Genomic DNA, 17,580 nt, shown 5'->3' on the forward strand with positions numbered 1-17,580 from the left:
CTTCAATGAGTGGGTGGCATGTCGACCGGGCGTAGCATCAGTACCGCTAGCGGCGGTAGCGTCAGCTCAAGGCTGGCCACTTGTCCATGCAGTGGAGAGTCTTCGGCGGTTAGCCGACCCAGGTTGCCCAGATTAGAGCCGCCATAGCACTCCGCATCGCTGTTAAGGCGTTCCTCCCAATCACCCGGCAGTGGCACGCCCAGCCGATAACCTTGACGCGGCACTGGCGTCATATTGGCCACGACCAATAACGGCTCACCATCAGCACTCCAGCGCAGCCAAGCGAAGACACTGTTGGTGTTGTCATTACCCACCACCCAGGTAAATCCCTGTGGTTCACTATCGCATTGGTGAAGGGCGGGAAGCTCGACATAACAGCGGTTAAGATCGCTAAGTAAACGATGAATACCGGCGTGACGGGGTTCGGCAAGCAGCGACCAGTCCAACTCCCGGTCATGGCTCCACTCACGCCATTGCCCGAACTCACAGCCCATAAACAGCAGTTTTTTGCCGGGTTGCGACCACATAATGGCGAGATAGGCGCGTAGGTTAGCGAACTTCTGCCACTCATCGCCGGGCATTTTGCCGATCAGCGAACCCTTGCCGTGTACCACTTCGTCGTGGGAGATAGGCAGCACGTAGCGCTCCGAGAAAGCGTAAACCATCGGAAATGTCATGTCGTGATGCGAGTGGGAGCGGTAGATCGGATCCTTAGCGATATAGGTCAACGTGTCGTGCATCCAGCCCATGTTCCATTTATAGGCGAAGCCCAGCCCACCTTCATTGGTCGGCTGGGTAACGCCCGGCCAGGCGGTTGACTCCTCAGCGATCACCACCGTGCCAGGCGCCTCTTCACTGATGACATCATTGAGATGGCGCAGGAAGTCGATCGTCTCGAGATTCTCATGGCCGCCAAAGCGGTTAGGGATCCATTCGCCTTCGTTACGGGAATAGTTACGATAGAGCATCGAGGCAACGGCATCGACCCGCAGTGCATCGACATGAAAGTGCCTTAGCCAGTGCAGCGCTGACGCCAGCATGAAGCCATGCACTTCACGCCGCCCCAGGTTATAAATATAAGTATCCCAATCCTGGTGGAATCCTTCAAAGGGGTGCTCATATTCGTACAGGGCAGTGCCATCGAAGCGTGCCAAGCCGTGGGGGTCCGTGGGAAAGTGGGCCGGAACCCAGTCGAGAATCACCCCCAGCCCCGCTTGGTGGCACTGGTCAATGAAGTAAGCAAAATCAGCAGGCTTGCCAAAACGGGCACTGGGTGCGAATTGGCCCAGCGGCTGGTAGCCCCAGGAGCCGCCAAACGGGTGCTCCATGATGGGCAAGAGCTCAACGTGAGTGAAGCCCATTTCCAACACATAGGGGATCAACTGTTCGGCCATATCACGCCAGCTGTAAAGCTCGCCGTTGTCGCCGCCGTGCTTACGCCAGGAGGCCGCGTGCACTTCATAAATGCTGATGGGCCGGGAGGGGGCGTGCGCCTTTTCCCGTTGGGCGATCCACGCATCGTCATGCCAAGTAAACGGCGTGGTGTCGGCTACTACCGACGCGGTAGACGGCGGGACTTCGGTGGCCAAGGCGACAGGATCTGCTCGCAGGCCAATCTTCCCGCTGGTCTCGATAATTTCATATTTGTACGCTTCCCCAGGGCCGAGGCGCGGGATGAATAACTCCCACACTCCAGCGGCGATGCGCAGCCGCATGATGTGTCGCCTGCCGTCCCAGCTATTGAAATTACCCACCACGGAGACGCGTTGAGCATTCGGTGCCCAAACGGCGAAGCGCACGCCCTCGACGCCCTCCACCGTCATGGGCTGGGCGCCCAGACAGTGCCCCAACTGGCGATGATTGCCTTCGCCTAACAGGTAAAGATCCATTTCGCCTAGCAACAGGCCGAAGTTATACGCATCCTCGGTTACCTGTTCGCCCTGGGGCCAACGAATACGCAGCAGGTAGGGCGCTGCATGGGGTAAGCGGGCAGCAAATAGGCCTGGGATCTGTATGCTCGTAAGACAGCAACGCACGTCGCCGCTTTCGCGGTCGAGAACATCAACCCCCACGGCGCCCGGAAGGAACGCACGTAAGAACGACCCTTTCTCATCGCTATGAATGCCGAGCAGCGAGAAGGGGTCACGATGGGTGCCTTGCGCCAGGGTGTCGGCGTCTTCCTCAGTTAACCACAAGCTGCGATCCAGAAGGGGACGGGTGTGAATAACATCATTCATGTGGCTCTCCTGGGCTGAGTTGTTCGATGATGGCACCTAGGCCGTGCAGCGGCACAGTCAGCCAGTCGGGACGGTTGGCGGCTTCGTAGCTGATTTCATAGGCGGTCTTTTCTAACACGAACAGGTCTACCGCTGCGGCGGCGCCGCTGGCTTGCTTCCATTCGTGAGGTAAATCCATCGTGGCTTGCCAGTAAGCATTGAGAAACGCCTGGCGCCCTTTGAGCAGGTACTGCTCTACCACCGCGTGGCTGGTCATAGTTTTCGCACCGGCGCCTTCATGCTCGCCAGGGTGAGCCTCTTCCACCTTGGCATAGGCGTAGTCGAAGGAGCGCAGCATGCCAGCAACATCGCGAAGCGGGCTATCCTTCGCACGGCGTTCCTCCAGAGGCCTGGCCGGTTCGCCTTCAAAATCAATAATGTAGGCATCATCATGGGCCACTAGTATTTGGCCGAGGTGCAGGTCGCCATGGATGCGAGTGAGCAGGCTGCCTTCGGCAAGCTCTGCCATCATCTTGATAGCGTCCATGATCTTAGTGCGGCTCGCCAGGATGGCATCGGCGAGCTGCTGTTCAGCCTCGTTGGCGGCGCTTTTGTAGCGCGCGAGTACCTCTAATGCTTCTTCGACACGCTGCGTCACGCGCTGCGTCCAGTACTGCACGTGGGCGGAGCCGGCAATTTCAGGCGCAAACGCCGGGTCGTCGCTGGGCGTGGCCAGCACTTGATGCAGCTCGCCCAGTCGGCGCCCTAAGGTAGCGGCAAACTCTTCTAACTCTTCGAAGGCGCCGTAGCGGTCTTCCTCCCGTGGCTCGGCGTTCCGGTCATCATCTGCCACCGCTTCACGAATGGCGCGTTCCAGTTTGGTGCGCGTCCATGACCAGGCATCGCCCTGGTTGTCGATGAAGCCTTGCAGAATCATCAGCGTCTGTGTGGTTCCCTCTTCGAGCCGGGTTACCACGCCGTACAAGGGCACGGTATGCGTAAAACCCCGCTCAGTCAGATAGCTGCCGATCTCCGCTTCGGGGTGAATGCCCGGCTCCAAGCGGCGAAACAGCTTGAGCACTAATTGATGATTGATGATCACCGAGCTATTGGATTGCTCGGCACTCTGCTGCACTACCTCGGGGTGCTCGGGAAGCGTTAGTTCGGCGAAGGCGGCGGTGGGCAAGAAATGGATTTCACCTTGCGCGTAGGGCACTACGCTGCCTAGGCGCATACTGTCTAATACGGCCAGCGTAAAAGCATCCAGCGTGACCGCATCAGTGAGTAGCCCCACTTCGTGGAAGCGACGCACCCGCGCCATGGCAAGCTGTTGCGGTAGCGGATTGCTTTGCTCGTCTTCGCCCAAGAAAGCCAGCGGCAGTTGGTAGCGCTCACTGCCTTGGCCGTGTTTGACCTCCAGTTCGCTAAACAGCAGCGCATGGCCCTTGTGCTCAAGACGGCCGGTGGGGTGTAGCTGGACGTGTTCGATACGTGCCTGCTTGGCAGCAAACCAGCGTCGCTTGGGCAAGTAGCTGGGCAGCGTTTCACGTTCGAGTAGGCGCCTGGGCGTCTCCTCAAAAATCTCCTCAAGGCGTTTTTTGATAATCAGTGTGACGAAATCTGGCATGGGTTCGGGCACCGGTACATGCCACTCCGGCATGGCGGTCGCCGGGGCCAGTAAAAACCAGAAAAAACCGTAAGGGGGCAGCGTTAGCAGGTACGCCAGTTTACCCACCGGGGGAAAAGCGCTGCCGCCGACCATTTCGACGGGCACCTGACCCGCAAACGCGGAAAGATCGAGCTCCACAGCCTGGGCGGTACTGGCTACATTGGCCACGCACAGCAGTGTTTCTGTCTCGCCGTTATCAAGCGTCATCTCACGCAAATAGGCGAGAATATGCCGATTGGAGGGATAGAGTGGCCGCATGGTGCCACGGCTGAAAGCACGGTGCTGACTGCGTACCGCGAGTAGCCGTCGCATATTGCTAAGCAGCGAGTGCGAGTCGCGAATTTGTGCTTCGACATTGACTGTCTGGTAACCGTAGAGCGGGTCCATGATCGGCGGCAGCACTAGCTTGGCCGGGTCGGCGCGGGAGAAGCCGCCGTTGCGATCCACTGACCACTGCATCGGCGTACGCACACCGTCACGGTCGCCGAGATAGATATTGTCGCCCATGCCAATCTCGTCGCCGTAATAGAGCACCGGCGTGCCCGGCATGGAGAGCAGCAGGCTGTTCAGCAGCTCGATACGTCGCCTGTCGCGCTCCAGTAGCGGCGCTAGCCGACGGCGTATACCTAAGTTGATGCGTGCCCGACGGTCTGCGGCGTAATGGTTCCAGAGATAGTCACGCTCCTTGTCGGTGACCATTTCCAGGGTCAGCTCATCGTGGTTGCGCAAAAAGATCGCCCACTGGCAGGTGGCCGGTATTTCCGGGGTCTGGCGCAGAATGTCGGTAATTGGGAAGCGGTCTTCCTGGGCCAGTGCCATATACATGCGCGGCATCAAGGGGAAGTGGAAGGCCATGTGACACTCGTCGCCGTCGCCAAAGTAGGGGCGAGTATCTTCAGGCCACTGGTTGGCTTCGGCGAGCAGCATACGATCAGGGTAACGCTCGTCGATCACCGCGCGGATCTTTTTGAGGACGACATGGGTTTCCGGCAGGTTCTCGTTATTGGTGCCTTCGCGCTCGACCAAATAGGGAATAGCGTCTAGGCGTAGACCGTCGACGCCCATGTCGAGCCAGTACTCCATTACCTTGATGACTTCGTCGAGCACCACGGGGTTATCAAAGTTGAGATCCGGCTGGTGGGAGTAGAAACGGTGCCAGTAGTAGGCCCCGGCCACCGGGTCCCAGGTCCAGTTCGAAGATTCGGTGTCGAGGAAGATGATGCGTGTGCCGGGGTACTTCTGGTCAGTGTCCGACCATACATAGAAATCCCGCTCTGGTGAGCCGGGCGGTGCCTGCCGGGCGCGTTGAAACCACTCGTGTTGGTCGGAGGTATGGTTGATGACCAGTTCGGTCAATACGCGCAAGCCGCGCCGGTGCGCCTCGTTGATAAAGCGCTGGGCATCCTCTAGCGTGCCGTAATCGGGGCTAACGCTGGTGTATTCAGCGATATCATAACCATCGTCGCGTCGCGGCGAGGGGTAGAACGGCAAAATCCAGATCGTGTTGACGCCCAGGCTGACAATATAGTCGAGTTTTTGAATCAAGCCTTCGAAGTCGCCGATACCGTCGTCGTTGGCATCGAAGAAGGCCTTCACATGTACCTGGTAAATCACCGCATCCTTATACCAGAGTGGGTCATCGAGGAAATCCATCGCCTCGACGGCGTGTGTTTCGCTGCTGGCATCCATCATTGGCTTACCCTCTCTGTTTTCATCGGTAGATCTGTTTTCATTGGTCGATAACAACCGCCATACATTCTTCGGCTTCCTGGCTAATAGCGCTGTTGAGCTAATCGGCGCTGGTAAACCGATCGCTAGTGAACCGGGCGAATACGCCATATGGCGAACGGCATCACGGCGGGATCCAGTCGCATCGATTGCCATTTGCCGTGCCATGTCCATCGACCGCCACTCATCAGGTCTTCTGCATGCAGGTGCGCCTCATCGGGAAGATCGAAAAGCCCCATAGGCAATTCAAAGGCTCCCTCTTGAAGCTCGAAGGGGTCAAGATTGACAGCGACCAAAATGGCCTCATCGTTTATTTCGGTGCGCTTGGCGAAGAGCAGCAAGCGGTCGTTGTTTACCGCGTGAAAGGTCAGCCCCAGGTGGCTGTGCAACGCCGGGTTCTCGCGCCGGATGCGGTTGAGCTGAGTGATTTCATAGATGATATTGCCGGGGGCGCTGTAGTCGCGCAGACGAAGCTGGTACTTCTCCGAATCGAGGTACTCTTCTTTGCCGGGCACCGGCGCGCCTTCGCAGAGTTCAAAGCCCGAATACATGCCCCACAGCCCTGACCCCATGGTGGCTAGCGCGGCGCGAATCAAAAAGCCCGCTCGCCCAGACGATTGCAGAAAGTAGGGGTTGATATCCGGGGTGTTGACGAAGAAGTTCGGTCGATAGCCATCGCGCAAAGGTGATTCATTGAGTTGCGTGAAGTACTCGGTTATTTCAGCCTTGGTATGGCGCCAGGTAAAGTAGGTATAGCTCTGGGTGAAACCCAGTTTGCCCAGGCGCAGCATCATGGCCGGCCGAGTAAAGGCTTCAGCCAGGAAGATTACATCAGGGTCTTGGCGGCGAATGTCGGCGATTAGCCACTCCCAAAAGGGCAGCGGTTTGGTGTGCGGGTTATCGACGCGAAATATTTTCACGCCTTCCTCCACCCAGCCTTGAACCACATCACGCAGTTCAAGCCACAGCGAAGGCATAGCCTCCACGGCGTAGAAGTCGACGTTGACAATATCCTGGTATTTCTTAGGTGGGTTCTCTGCGTAGCGAATCGAGCCGTCGGGCCTCCAGGAGAACCAGCCCGGGTGCTCCTTGAGCCAGGGGTGATCGGGCGAACACTGAATGGCAAAATCGAGCGCTATCTCCAGGCCGTGGTCAGCCGCAGCACTCACCAGATCGCGAAAATCCTCGCGGGTACCGAGCTGAGGATGGATAGCCTCATGCCCGCCTTCTTCGCTGCCGATAGCATAAGGGCTGCCGGGGTCGTTCGGCCCTGCAACAAGGGTATTATTTGGCCCTTTGCGGTGTGCTCGCCCGACGGGATGGATTGGCGGAAAATAGAGCACGTCAAAGCCCATATCCCGAATCAACGGTAGCCGCTTGTGCACATCCTGAAACGTACCATGGCGTTGCGGATCGTCGGTTTCTGAGCGAGGGAACAGTTCGTACCAGCTAGCAAAGCGCGCTTTTAAGCGTTCTACATCGAGCGGATAGAGCACATCACTGCGAGTTAGGTGCGGCCGGTTATCCGCTTCTTGCATTAATTTAACCGTTTCACTGCTCAACAGCAGCGCAACCCGGTCGGCGGGTTGTTGCGCTAAGTGAAATTGCTCCAGTAGCGCCGTTAGCGACGCGTTGAGCGAGTCTTCGCTTCGCTCGGCGGCTTGTTCAATGAGCCGTCGGCCTTCCTCGAGTTCGAGCTCAACGGGAACGCCCGCCTGGTGTTTCTTGGTCAGTTCGTAATGATAAGTGGCGTAAACATCCCACCAAGCTTCGATAATAAAGTCATGACGCGCTACCCGCTTAGGGGTAAAACTTCCTTCCCAAATATCCAACCCCAAGGGCGCCACTTGGCGCATGGGAACGCGCTGCTGTTGGCCGTCGTCGCTGTACCAGCAGATAGCGGCTGCCAGCACATCATGGCCATCAGCAAAAATGGTGGCTCTCACCACGACCGGCTCATCGACAATCGCCTTGGCCGCGAACCGCCCCTGGTCGAGAGACGGGGTGACAGACTCAATGGCAATGCGCGGTGCATGAATGGCCGCTAAGCCATGGTGCTGTTGTTGATGCTGTGCCGGGAGGGCCCCGGTCGTCGGATCGACAGATGAACTCATCGCTAGCTTCTCCTTGCGGCGCGGAACCGGAAACAAAGGTAACCGCACCGCTTCATGTCTAGGTGACGGTGCCTTCGGCGTGCTGCACTAGCTCAAGCAGGGCCAGCGAGCGACCTTCCATCACGTGTTCCTCGCCAAAGGCGCGCTGGAACGGGGCTTCTTCCAGGGTGTGGCTGGTGTCGAGTCGGCAGAGCCAGCCGCTACCGCTGGGTGCGGCCGGGAGATGAAAATCAACCGCCTCGTGATGGGCGTTGAAAATCAACAGTAGCGTGACATCGGCACCTGGACGGCGAATGCCCGAGGGCTGGGCGCGGCCATCCAGCAGTAGGCCGAGTGTGCGTGATTCGCCATTTTCCCAGCGCCCGATGTCCATTTCGGCACCGTCCGGGGCCAGCCATGTCACTTCCTTGAGGCCCATTTCTTCGTTGTACTCACCCGAGAGGAAGCGACCTCGCCGCAGGATGGGGTAACGCATCCGCAGTGCGATCACGCGCCGCAGGTACTCGATCATGGCATGAGCATCACCATCCAGGTTCCAGTCCAGCCAGCTGATCTCGTTGTCCTGGCAGTAGGCGTTATTGTTGCCTTGCTGGGTGCGCAGCAGTTCGTCCCCTGCCAGCAGCATCGGCGTGCCCTGGGAGAACAGCGTGGTGGCGATAAAGTTACGAATCTGACGCAGCCGTAAGGCCTGAATGTCGGCATCGTCGGTGGGGCCTTCCACGCCATGGTTCCACGATAAATTGTGGCCATGGCCATCCATGTTGTCCTCGCCGTTCGCCTCGTTATGCTTATCGTTGTAGGCCACCAAATCAAAAAGGGTATAGCCGTCATGAGCGGTGACGAAGTTGACCGAGGCGAAAGGGCGCCGACCACGCCGCTTGAAGAAGTCTGCTGACGCCATCAGCCGGGTCGCCAGCTCCGGTAACTGCCCTTCATCGCCACGCCAGAAAGCGCGTACCGTATCCCGGTAACGGTCATTCCACTCCGCCCAGCCAGGAGGAAAGCCCCCGACTTGGTAGCCACCGGGGCCACAGTCCCAGGGTTCGGCAATTAGTTTGACCTGGCTGAGAATGGGATCCTGGCGGCAGGAGTCGAGAAAGCCGCCGCCCTCGTCGAAGCCGTGGGGTTCGCGTCCAAGAATGGTGGCCAAGTCAAAGCGGAAACCATCGACGCGCATTTCTGTCGCCCAATAGCGCAGCGAGTCAGTGACCATTTGCAGCACACGCTGATGGCTGAGGTTAAGCGTATTGCCCGTGCCGGTATCGTCGATGTAGTAGCGCGGCTCTTCTGGCATTAGCCGGTAGTAAGAGGCGTTATCGATGCCTTTAAGCGAAAGGGTGGGGCCTAGCTCGTTACCTTCTGCCGTGTGGTTGTAGACCACGTCAAGAATGACCTCAAGATCGGCCGCATGGTAGCGCGCCACCAGCTCTTTGAATTCATTGATGCTTTCGCCAGAGATATAGCGTGAATGGGGGGCGAAGAATCCCAGGGTGTTGTAGCCCCAGTAATTGCGCAGTCCCTGCTCTAACAGACGTTGATCATCAACGAAGGCGTGGATCGGTAGTAGTTCAACCGACGACACGCCAAGCGAGCGGATATAGTCAACTACGTCGTTGACCATCAGCCCGGCAAAGGTGCCGCGAAGCGCTTCCGGCACCGAGGGATGGCGCATGGTATAGCCGCGAACATGGGTTTCATAAACAATGGTTTGATCCCAAGGCAACTGCACGCCGCGTGAGCGCCCCCACGTGAAAGCAGGATCGATGACCCGGCAACGCGGCATAAATGGTGCGCTGTCCCGCTCATCGAAACTCAAATCTGCGTCGGGATGGCCAATGGTGTAACCAAACAGCGCTTCATCCCAGGTCAGTTCACCGATAATTTGCTTGGCGTAAGGGTCGAGCAGCAGCTTATTGGGGTTGAAGCGGTGTCCATCCTCGGGCGCGTAAGGCCCATACACACGGTAGCCATAGAGCTGGCCGGGGCGGACATCGGGCAGGTAGCCATGCCAAACTTCATCGGTGTATTCAGGTAGTTCGACTCGCGCCAACTCCTGTTCGCCGGTTTCGTCAAACAGGCATAATTCAACCCGCGTGGCGTGTGCTGAGAACAGCGCGAAATTAACGCCTAGGCCATCCCAGGTTGCCCCTAACGGAAACGACGACCCTTCGTGAACACGTGTCTGCCGCATAACGCTTGGAGTTTCATCGGCGGCAACGGACTTATCGCTGTCCCGTGAGGCGTGGCTTGTATTCATTGCATTCATCCTTTAGCCAGTCGGGCAGTTGTGTGTTGGCAAACACTTTTCATCACCGCTTTTTAGCCACTGCTCTATTAACGATCGGAATCGCCGGGTTTAGGCGTTTTGGGTTTCTTCGCCTTTGGCGCAGCTTTTTTCGCTGTTTTGGCCGCTGTCTGTTTCGCCGCCGCCGTCTTGCTCGCTGTCTTACTGGCTGTATTAGGCGTGCTGGTTACTTCGCTTGCGGCCAATGGGTTACTGCTTCGCCGCGGGCGGCGGGTACGCGCTACCGTGGCAGAGTCTTCTGGGAGCGGCTCCATCGAACTCGACCTATCGTCGGGATCGGTAGGTGCCTGCGCTGGATGGCCGCGATCCTGTACCGGTACGTCTTGCCCTATGAAGGTGTCATCTCGAAAGGGCGCTTCATCGAAGTCAGGGTCGCCATCAGGGTCTTCCAGCGGTAAGCGGTTTTCCTGTATGCCTACCTCGTCCTCCTCCAGCGGCAGGTCATCCTCCAAAATAGGGGTTTCGTCCAGCGGCTCACCGACTTCTTCCAGGTCGGCGTCGTTACCGGCTGCTTGCTCAGCGGCGACGATCTTTACCGCTCTGTCCCAATGGCGTTGCTGCTGGCCCTCGGGACGTCCTTCAGCTTCCCAGATGCTGTAGGCCAGTTGACGCACGCGCTCTTCGTCAGTCATCTCAGCTCTCCCTTTGTGCTTCTCAATGTTTTTCAAAAATGATGCTTCGCAAATTTGATGTATTGGAGGGGGCACTCAAACGCTGCCCTCAGTGACGACCTCACGCAGGAAAACACCCAGGGGAAAATCCTTGAGCAGCGTTTCGATAGAAATACCCTGTTCGCCTACCGCATAAGAGGACGTCGTCATTACTGCCTGCCAAACACCGGCATCCGGTTGTAAGTAAGTATTTCCCCAATGGTGAGGGAAGATATGCGGCTGCTCGGCGTCGGCAAGCAGCGCTGTGGTTAACCGAGGAGCTACCACTAGCAACTGGTAACCCGCGTGTTGGCGCGTAAATGCCACTACGTGGTCGGCATGCTCACCCGTGGCTGAAAGTGGGCGGTAATCACCGTGTTCAAACAGCAGGGGAAGCCGCTTCCGTAAGTGCAACAACCGAGCAATGAGGGCTTGCTTTACCCGACCGTCACGCCACGTTGGTAGCGCTTCTGTCGGCGTTAGCGCCTCTTCCAGCGCTGCTTGGCGGGCGCCATGGTCAACAGGGCGACGATTGTCGGGGTCGACCAAGCTGTAATCCCAAAATTCCCCGCCCTGGTAGAGGTCGGGCACCCCCGGTACGGTCAGGCGCAGCACGGCCTGCACGAGACCGTTGAGCGCACCCGGGAGATCAATAGCGCGCGCTGTCGTTGCAATGGCGTCGCACAGTGCAGGCGTTGCCAGCACATCTTTCAGAAACGCATGCGCGGCCGACTCATAGGTGTCATCTGGCCATAGCCAGTGGCTGCGTAACTTGGCTTCCCGCATGGCTTTTTGCTGCCATTGAATAAGCCGCTGGGTAAATGCCTGCATCGCCTCGGAATCCTGTGAGTCAAGCGTTGGCGCCCAAGCGCCCAGCAGGAGCTGATAGAGAATCAGTTCATCACCGGAGGAGGGAGCTACCCCAGCAGGCAGTGATCGGCGCAGCGGCGCGGCTAACCGCCGCCAATGCGCCACTTGCGCTGCAAAGTAGTCGGCCTGTTCACTGAGCGCCGCTAAGCGGGCGCGAACATCTTCACCACGCTTGTGGTCGTGGGTCGCGGTGGTCACCATGGCGCGGGGAAACAGCTGGGCACGCTGCTGGTTCGCCGCGTGGAAGTGCGCAATTGAGTGGCTGAAGTGCTCGCCATCGAAGCCCACATCGTTACGTGAGATGAGTGCCGCACTGCGGTACCCCGCGGTGTCTTCCACCGCCTTGGCGGCCACCGGTGAAGTAAGCTGCTGGAAACGCACAATGGCGCGCTGACGCAATCGGCGCTCTTCCGCTTTCGCAAAGTCCTGAGGGGCTTCGCCTCCCAGCCAGCGCTCCAAGGCTTCAAGAACGGCCACGTCGGGCGGATTTAGCATTTGGCGAGCGCCGCGCAGCGCCTGGGCAAAGAAAGGGGCATCGGCAGCAGGCCGGCCAGCAGCATCGGCATAGCTACGATAAACGGGGAAGTGAATGATCAAGGCTTCTAGCGCTCGTCGGATGGCCGCTAAGCTAATGTCCCGGCTGGCGAGCTGGGCTTGGCCAACGGCATGCAGGGCACGAGCGCAGGCGTTGAATTCGCTGGCCAGTAAGGTCGTCAGCACTTCGCGCCTCGCCTCACGCACCTCGCTGGCAAAGTCTGGGGAACGACCGCTAACGTCCTGCCAAAGCTTGCGCAGTCGTGCCGCGCTGGCAGGGTCGTGTTGTAACCCCGAGACTTCGTTCATGAATTCATAACCGCTGGTACCATCCACCCCCCAGTCGTCATGCAGCGTTTCGCCATCGCCCAGAATTTTTTCCACATAGAGGGCGACATGCCGCGGCACATCGCTAGGGCGTTTTGCCTGGATGGCATCCAAGCGCTGGCGCAGTTGCAGGCAATAGCTGCGCGGGTCGGCCAGTCCATCAACGTGATCAATGCGTAACCCGTCGACCCAGCCTGCCTCCACCAGCCGTAACGGAAGCGCGTGAACCGCTTCGAAAACTTCCGGTACTTCAACGCGCAGCCCACCCAGTTCGGTGACATCGAAAAAACGCCGCCAGTTGATTTCATCGGCGGCGGTGCGCCACCACGCCAGGCGATAATGCTGGCGTTCAAGCAGGGTATGCAGGCGAATGGCACCATTGGGGTCGGTACCGTCAAACAGGGCGATGACCACGTCGAGAGCCTCTTGAGCGGCAGGAGACTCCATCACCTTGCTGAGCTGGTAACGCGCATTGTCAGCCGCGGTATAGGCATCTTTCCTTTGCTGTAAGGCATCGAAAAAAGCCGCCTGCTCGTGCAGGGCGTTATGTTCGGCAAAGCGCAGGATGTCGCCGTAGTGGCGTGGGTCAATAGGAAAGCGGTGCTCATGATAGTCGACATGAAAGCCTGCCGTGTCGGCATCGTAGCCGAGCACCAACTCGCCTGAAGACAGTATCTCGGCGTAGGAATCACCTAAAAAGGGCGCCAGTAACTTTCCGGTAAGCGATGGGGCGACCTTCTTGCCGGTGGAGTGCCAATCGATATCGAAGTACTCGGCATAGGGACTGTCATTGCCCCAGGCAAGCACATTCTGCCACCAGCGGTTTTGAGAGCCTCCCACCGCCAAGTGGTTAGGCACGATATCGAGAATCAGGCCCATGCCGCGGGAGCGCAGCCGTGATACCAGCCGCTCGAGCGCTGCCTCACCGCCTAGCTCAGGATCAATGCGCGTTGGGTCGATACCGTCGTACCCATGGGGGGAACCCGTGCGTGACGCCTGTAGCGGTGAGGCATAAATATGACTAATGCCAAGATTGGCGTAATAATCGACCCACTGTTCGGCATCCTCGAGGGTGAAGTCGCGGTGAAACTGCAGGCGCACCGTGGCGAGAAGTTCATTCATGTGTCGCTCTCCCAAACAGGGAGGAAGATGGCGTTTTACCCTGAGAAGTGGTTTTGCGCGTTCGCGCTAGCAGCGCCAGTCGTTGACGAACTTCATCGGAGATCAGCAGGTCGGTGGCATCCGATGACCAGCGGCGACACCAATTAGGATGTTCATCCACCGTATTCGGTAAATTCGCCTGCTCTTCAAGCCCCAGGGCGTCCTCGACCGGCAGCAGTAATAGCGGCGCGGGAGTGGCGGCTAGGTGGCGTGCGCACGCATTGAGTACCTGCGAGGCGGGAATATCCGCTGCTTCCAACGTCTCGGTCGTCGGCTTCACGCCCAGTAGGCCCAGCGTCGCGGCGAGCTTGGCCCGCTCTTGGCGCCGGGCTAGCTGTTCACTTTCAGCACTTTGTGTTTCCTTGAGCAGCCCCAGGCGGCTGCGCCATTCAATGTCGCGGCCTGCCCACCAGCCCGCCACGGTGGGCAAGTCATGGGTCGAGGAGGTAGCCATGGCATGCGGGTTCCAATCGCTGGCGGCTAAGTAGTGATGCGCTTCGTCCTGTTCGAACCACAGCACTTGCATGCCTAATATGCCGCGTTCGGTAAGCCTCTCACGAAACCCGGGTGCGACGGTGCCGAGATCTTCACCAATCACAATGCCGCGGTGTCGCCAGGACTCCAGCGCCACCAAGCGCAGCATGTCGTCTAAGGGATAGCGAAGATACCCCCCTTCAGTAGGCGGTGCGCCACGGGGGATTAGCCATAACCGCATTAAGCCCAGGATATGATCAATGCGTACGCCGCCTGAGTGGGCGAAGGCACTGCGTAACATGTCGATAAAACTGCGAAAACCTGAGCGCTTCAGGCCATCAGGAGAAAAAGCGGCAAGCCCCCAATCCTGACCATGTGCATTGAACAGATCGGGTGGGGCGCCAATCGAGACGCCTTCCAACATATCCGTTTGACGGCTCCAGGTTTGGCTGCCACTCGCATCCGCCCCCACCGCCAAATCGGCGATCAAACCGATCGCCATGCCGCTTTCACGGGCTGCCTGCTGGGCACGGGCTAGCCCATCGGCCGTTATCCACTGCAAGAAAACGTGAAAACCGATCTCGTCAGCCCGGGTCTCTGCGAAATGCGAAAGCTTCGGGCTGGCAGGATCGCGAAGGTCTTCCGGCCATTCTCGCCAGTCACCGTGTCCGATCTCTCTTTGTAGGGCTTCAAAACGGCAGTGGTCTTCTAGCATTTCGCCACCTTCACGGCGAAATGCCTGCATCTGTTCGCGCAGGGCCTGGGCGTCTTTATCTTCACGCGCTATAAAATCATCGTAAAGATAACGCAGCCAAGAGAGCTTGGCGCTGGCGGCCTCGGGCCAGTCAAGAAAATCATCGGCTTCCAGACGACGCAGCTCAGCCTGCAGCCCATTACGGGCCTGAGCTTCTTGTACGCAGGTTTCACCCAACAGGGTTTCTGCCGCGCTATACAGCACGTTATAAAGTAATCGCGTAGAAGGAGAGTAGGGGCTGTAGCGCTCAGGGGCGGCGCTAAACATGGCATGGGTCGGGCTGATCGCCAAAGCGTCGGCGCCTTGTTTAGCCGCCTGCATAACGCACTGCTCTAACGCTAAGGTATCACCAATGCCGCCATCGCCGGGGCGGCGCAGCGCGTAAAGCTGAGCCGCTAAACCCCATAGTTTGGGCGTGGTTTCACCACTGGCGTCGCTGATCGAATAGCACTGACGCGGTGCGACAGCTATGGTCAGTTCGGCATCGGCTATCTGCAACTGGTGATAGCCAAGCGCGGTAATGCTTGGCAGTGCACCGTCATCGTCGAGGTAACCCTCTTTGGAACCGCCTTGCTCAAGCTGCAGGGTAAACGCAGTGCCGGTGGGCAGCGGAGAGGGCAGCGTAATAGACGCATCACATTCAGCGGTAATCAGCGGAGGCCACTCAGCAGGGTTTTGCGGTGCATGCAGGCGTTGCAAACGTTGCAGGCCTTCTTTTATTGCTGATTCGTTCGCCGTCGAATAGCCGAGAATCTCCAGCAGGGTGCATTGAACCTGCTCAGGAAGCTGGCAGGGCTCGCCATCGCTATTTTCCCACTCAAGCAGTAAACCAGCCGCTTCGGCGAGTTCTTTTAACGACGCACTCATGCACATATCTCCTCGGCCCCTGGGTTATGTTGTAACCAAGCCACGGCGGCGCGGGGTGGCAGCCGACCACTCTCCGCGGCCCTGGCGGCTCCGTCAGCGGTTTCATAAAGTAGCTGGCCGACGCCCAGCCCTGGCGTGGCCACCGGCTGCTGCCCTAGATTGAGTGCTATCACCAAGTGGGTGTCGTCATTCATGCGCCAGCGGGCGAGCACTGCCTTGTCACCGTGCATCTCATCACCCAGGACCTTGGTGCCCAGCGCTTTAGCGTCTTGTAAGCGCGGTACGATATGTTCGTGGCGTAGTGCCAATAGCGTGCGGTAGCGTGCTAGGCAGGCAGCGAAAGGCGATGTCTCCCGCGCGGCGAAGTCGGGAATTGAGGCTTCGAACGTGGTCAGCGCGTTGGGGTCAGGTATGCGCTCGCGCGCCGTTTCGTCAAGAAAGTCACTGAAGTCGGAAAATTCTGCCCGTCGCCCTTCGCGAACCGCTTGAGCAAGCTCATGGTTATGTTCGGTGAAAAAAAGGAAGGGTCGCGTAGAGCCCCACTCTTCGCCCATAAACAACAGGGGAATCATGGGTGATAGCAGCAGTAACACCTCGGCGGCGGCCCGCGTTTCGGCATCGGTGAGTACGCTTAGCCGCTCGCCGAGCGCGCGGTTGCCGGTCTGGTCATGATTCTGAAGAAACGCGACAAAGGCCGTGGGCGGCAAGTGGGCGCTGGGCTCCCCCCGGGCATGACCATGGCGCGAACGCTGCCCTTGAAAAATAAAGCCTTCGCTGAGGCAGCGCGCCAAGCGGGGCGTGGCGTCATCGACAAAGTCGCTGTAATAGCCTTCTTGCTCGCCGGTCAGCAATACATGCATCACGTTGTGCCAGTCGTCATTCCACTGGGCGGTAAATTGCTGTGGGTTAAGCAGGCTGGAGGTATTGCCTTCGTTCTCCAGCACGAGATGAACATGTCGCGTTGGGTCGAGTCTGGCGCGAACCGTTTCGGCCATTTCAACCAGGAAGTCTTGCTCGCTAATGGCGTGAACGGCATCGAAACGTAGGCCATCCAACCGGTACTCTGTTAACCACATCAAGGCGTTATCAATGAAGTAGCGGCGTACCATCGGCTGGCGAAAATCGATCGAGGGGCCCCAAGGCGTTACGATATCCTCGCGGAAAAAAGGCCCAGCGTAGTTGGCTAGGTAGTTACCGTCGGGGCCGAAGTGGTTATAAACCACATCAAGAAACACCATCAGGCCGTAGGAGTGCGCCTCATCGATCAATGCTTTCATGTCGTCTGGGCTGCCGTAGGAAGCTTCCACGGCGTAAGGAAGCACTCCGTCATAGCCCCAGTTACGCGCACCGGGAAATTCAGACACCGGCATTAACTCAATAGCGGTAATGCCCAGTTCGGCTAGGTAGGGCAGGTGTTGGCGCACACCGTTAAAGCCCCCTAGGATGCCGACATGCAGTTCGTAGAGCACGGTTGCGTGCCAGGGGCGCCCCTGCCAATCAACGTTTTTCCACTGATAGTGGCTTGGGTCGATCACCACGCTGGGGCCGTCGATATCGCCGGCCTGAGCACGCGCAGCGGGGTCGGGTACCAGGCTGCCAAGCTCATCGTCGCCTGCAAATATACGAAAACGATAGCGATCACCATGCCCACAGGCGAGCTCCGCCGTGACACAGCCATCGTCACCAGGCGTCATGGTGGCACTGTGCAACCCCTCGACCTCTACGTCGACTCGTCGAGCGCCTGGTGCCCATAACCTGAACTGCGTGCGATCTTGCTCGACGACGTGCGCACCAAAGGTGGGTTGAAACCAATTTTTTTGCGGAGTGGTTTCTTGCCCCTTGGTTTTTTGCAGCCTAGTCTTTTGGCGCTGAGTCTTTCCAAACATGCTGACTACCTCGCTTGCCGGGTCG

Annotated in this window: 8 protein-coding genes; all 8 read right to left on the bottom strand. The window is 58.5% G+C overall.

The features are described from left to right. Window positions 1–2: 2 nt before the first annotated feature. Window positions 3–2,237 carry a 1,4-alpha-glucan branching protein GlgB gene (gene glgB / locus ACUN8H_RS06630; RefSeq protein ID WP_445531358.1) on the bottom strand — a complete coding sequence of 745 codons (2,235 nt, stop codon included), beginning with the start codon at window positions 2,235–2,237 and terminating at the stop codon, window positions 3–5. After that, entirely contained in the window at window positions 2,230–5,787 is a 3,558-nt protein-coding gene (gene treS / locus ACUN8H_RS06635; RefSeq protein WP_445531359.1) for a maltose alpha-D-glucosyltransferase, read from the bottom strand. Before treS ends, glgB begins: the two co-directional genes overlap by 8 nt. Then, window positions 5,700–7,727 (bottom strand): alpha-1,4-glucan--maltose-1-phosphate maltosyltransferase, encoded by a 2,028-nt coding sequence (locus ACUN8H_RS06640; protein WP_445531360.1) that lies wholly within the window; start codon window positions 7,725–7,727, stop codon window positions 5,700–5,702. The genes treS and ACUN8H_RS06640 overlap by 88 nt, the downstream gene beginning before the upstream one ends. Before the next feature lie 58 nt (window positions 7,728–7,785). Then, on the bottom strand, window positions 7,786–9,984 hold the full coding sequence (gene glgX, locus ACUN8H_RS06645) for a glycogen debranching protein GlgX (protein ID WP_445531361.1): 2,199 nt from the start codon (window positions 9,982–9,984) through the stop codon (window positions 7,786–7,788). A gap of 77 nt (window positions 9,985–10,061) precedes the next feature. Beyond that, the gene (locus ACUN8H_RS06650) at window positions 10,062–10,664 is read right to left on the bottom strand and encodes a DUF2934 domain-containing protein (protein WP_445531362.1); all 603 of its coding nucleotides are present in this window, start codon (window positions 10,662–10,664) and stop codon (window positions 10,062–10,064) included. Between the two features lie 75 nt (window positions 10,665–10,739). Beyond that, window positions 10,740–13,535, bottom strand: a complete 2,796-nt coding sequence (gene treY / locus ACUN8H_RS06655) for a malto-oligosyltrehalose synthase (RefSeq protein ID WP_445531363.1) — start codon at window positions 13,533–13,535, stop codon at window positions 10,740–10,742. Then, window positions 13,528–15,669, bottom strand: a complete 2,142-nt coding sequence (gene malQ, locus ACUN8H_RS06660) for a 4-alpha-glucanotransferase (protein WP_445531364.1) — start codon at window positions 15,667–15,669, stop codon at window positions 13,528–13,530. Before malQ ends, treY begins: the two co-directional genes overlap by 8 nt. After that, window positions 15,666–17,555 carry a malto-oligosyltrehalose trehalohydrolase gene (gene treZ / locus ACUN8H_RS06665; RefSeq protein WP_445531365.1) on the bottom strand — a complete coding sequence of 630 codons (1,890 nt, stop codon included), beginning with the start codon at window positions 17,553–17,555 and terminating at the stop codon, window positions 15,666–15,668. Before treZ ends, malQ begins: the two co-directional genes overlap by 4 nt. Window positions 17,556–17,580: the final 25 nt, after the last annotated feature.

The sequence above is a fragment of the Vreelandella sp. V005 genome, assembly GCF_052645115.1.

Excerpts from the sequence above, each read along its gene's own strand:
- glgB (WP_445531358.1), bottom strand. The coding sequence starts at position 2,237 with ATGAATGATGTTATTCACACCCGTCCCCTTCTGGATCGCAGCTTGTGG.
- treS (WP_445531359.1), bottom strand. The coding sequence starts at position 5,787 with ATGGACATGGCACGGCAAATGGCAATCGATGCGACTGGATCCCGCCGT.
- ACUN8H_RS06640 (WP_445531360.1), bottom strand. The coding sequence starts at position 7,727 with ATGAGTTCATCTGTCGATCCGACGACCGGGGCCCTCCCGGCACAGCAT.
- glgX (WP_445531361.1), bottom strand. The coding sequence starts at position 9,984 with ATGAATACAAGCCACGCCTCACGGGACAGCGATAAGTCCGTTGCCGCC.
- ACUN8H_RS06650 (WP_445531362.1), bottom strand. The coding sequence starts at position 10,664 with ATGACTGACGAAGAGCGCGTGCGTCAACTGGCCTACAGCATCTGGGAA.
- treY (WP_445531363.1), bottom strand. The coding sequence starts at position 13,535 with ATGAATGAACTTCTCGCCACGGTGCGCCTGCAGTTTCACCGCGACTTC.
- malQ (WP_445531364.1), bottom strand. The coding sequence starts at position 15,669 with ATGAGTGCGTCGTTAAAAGAACTCGCCGAAGCGGCTGGTTTACTGCTT.
- treZ (WP_445531365.1), bottom strand. The coding sequence starts at position 17,555 with ATGTTTGGAAAGACTCAGCGCCAAAAGACTAGGCTGCAAAAAACCAAG.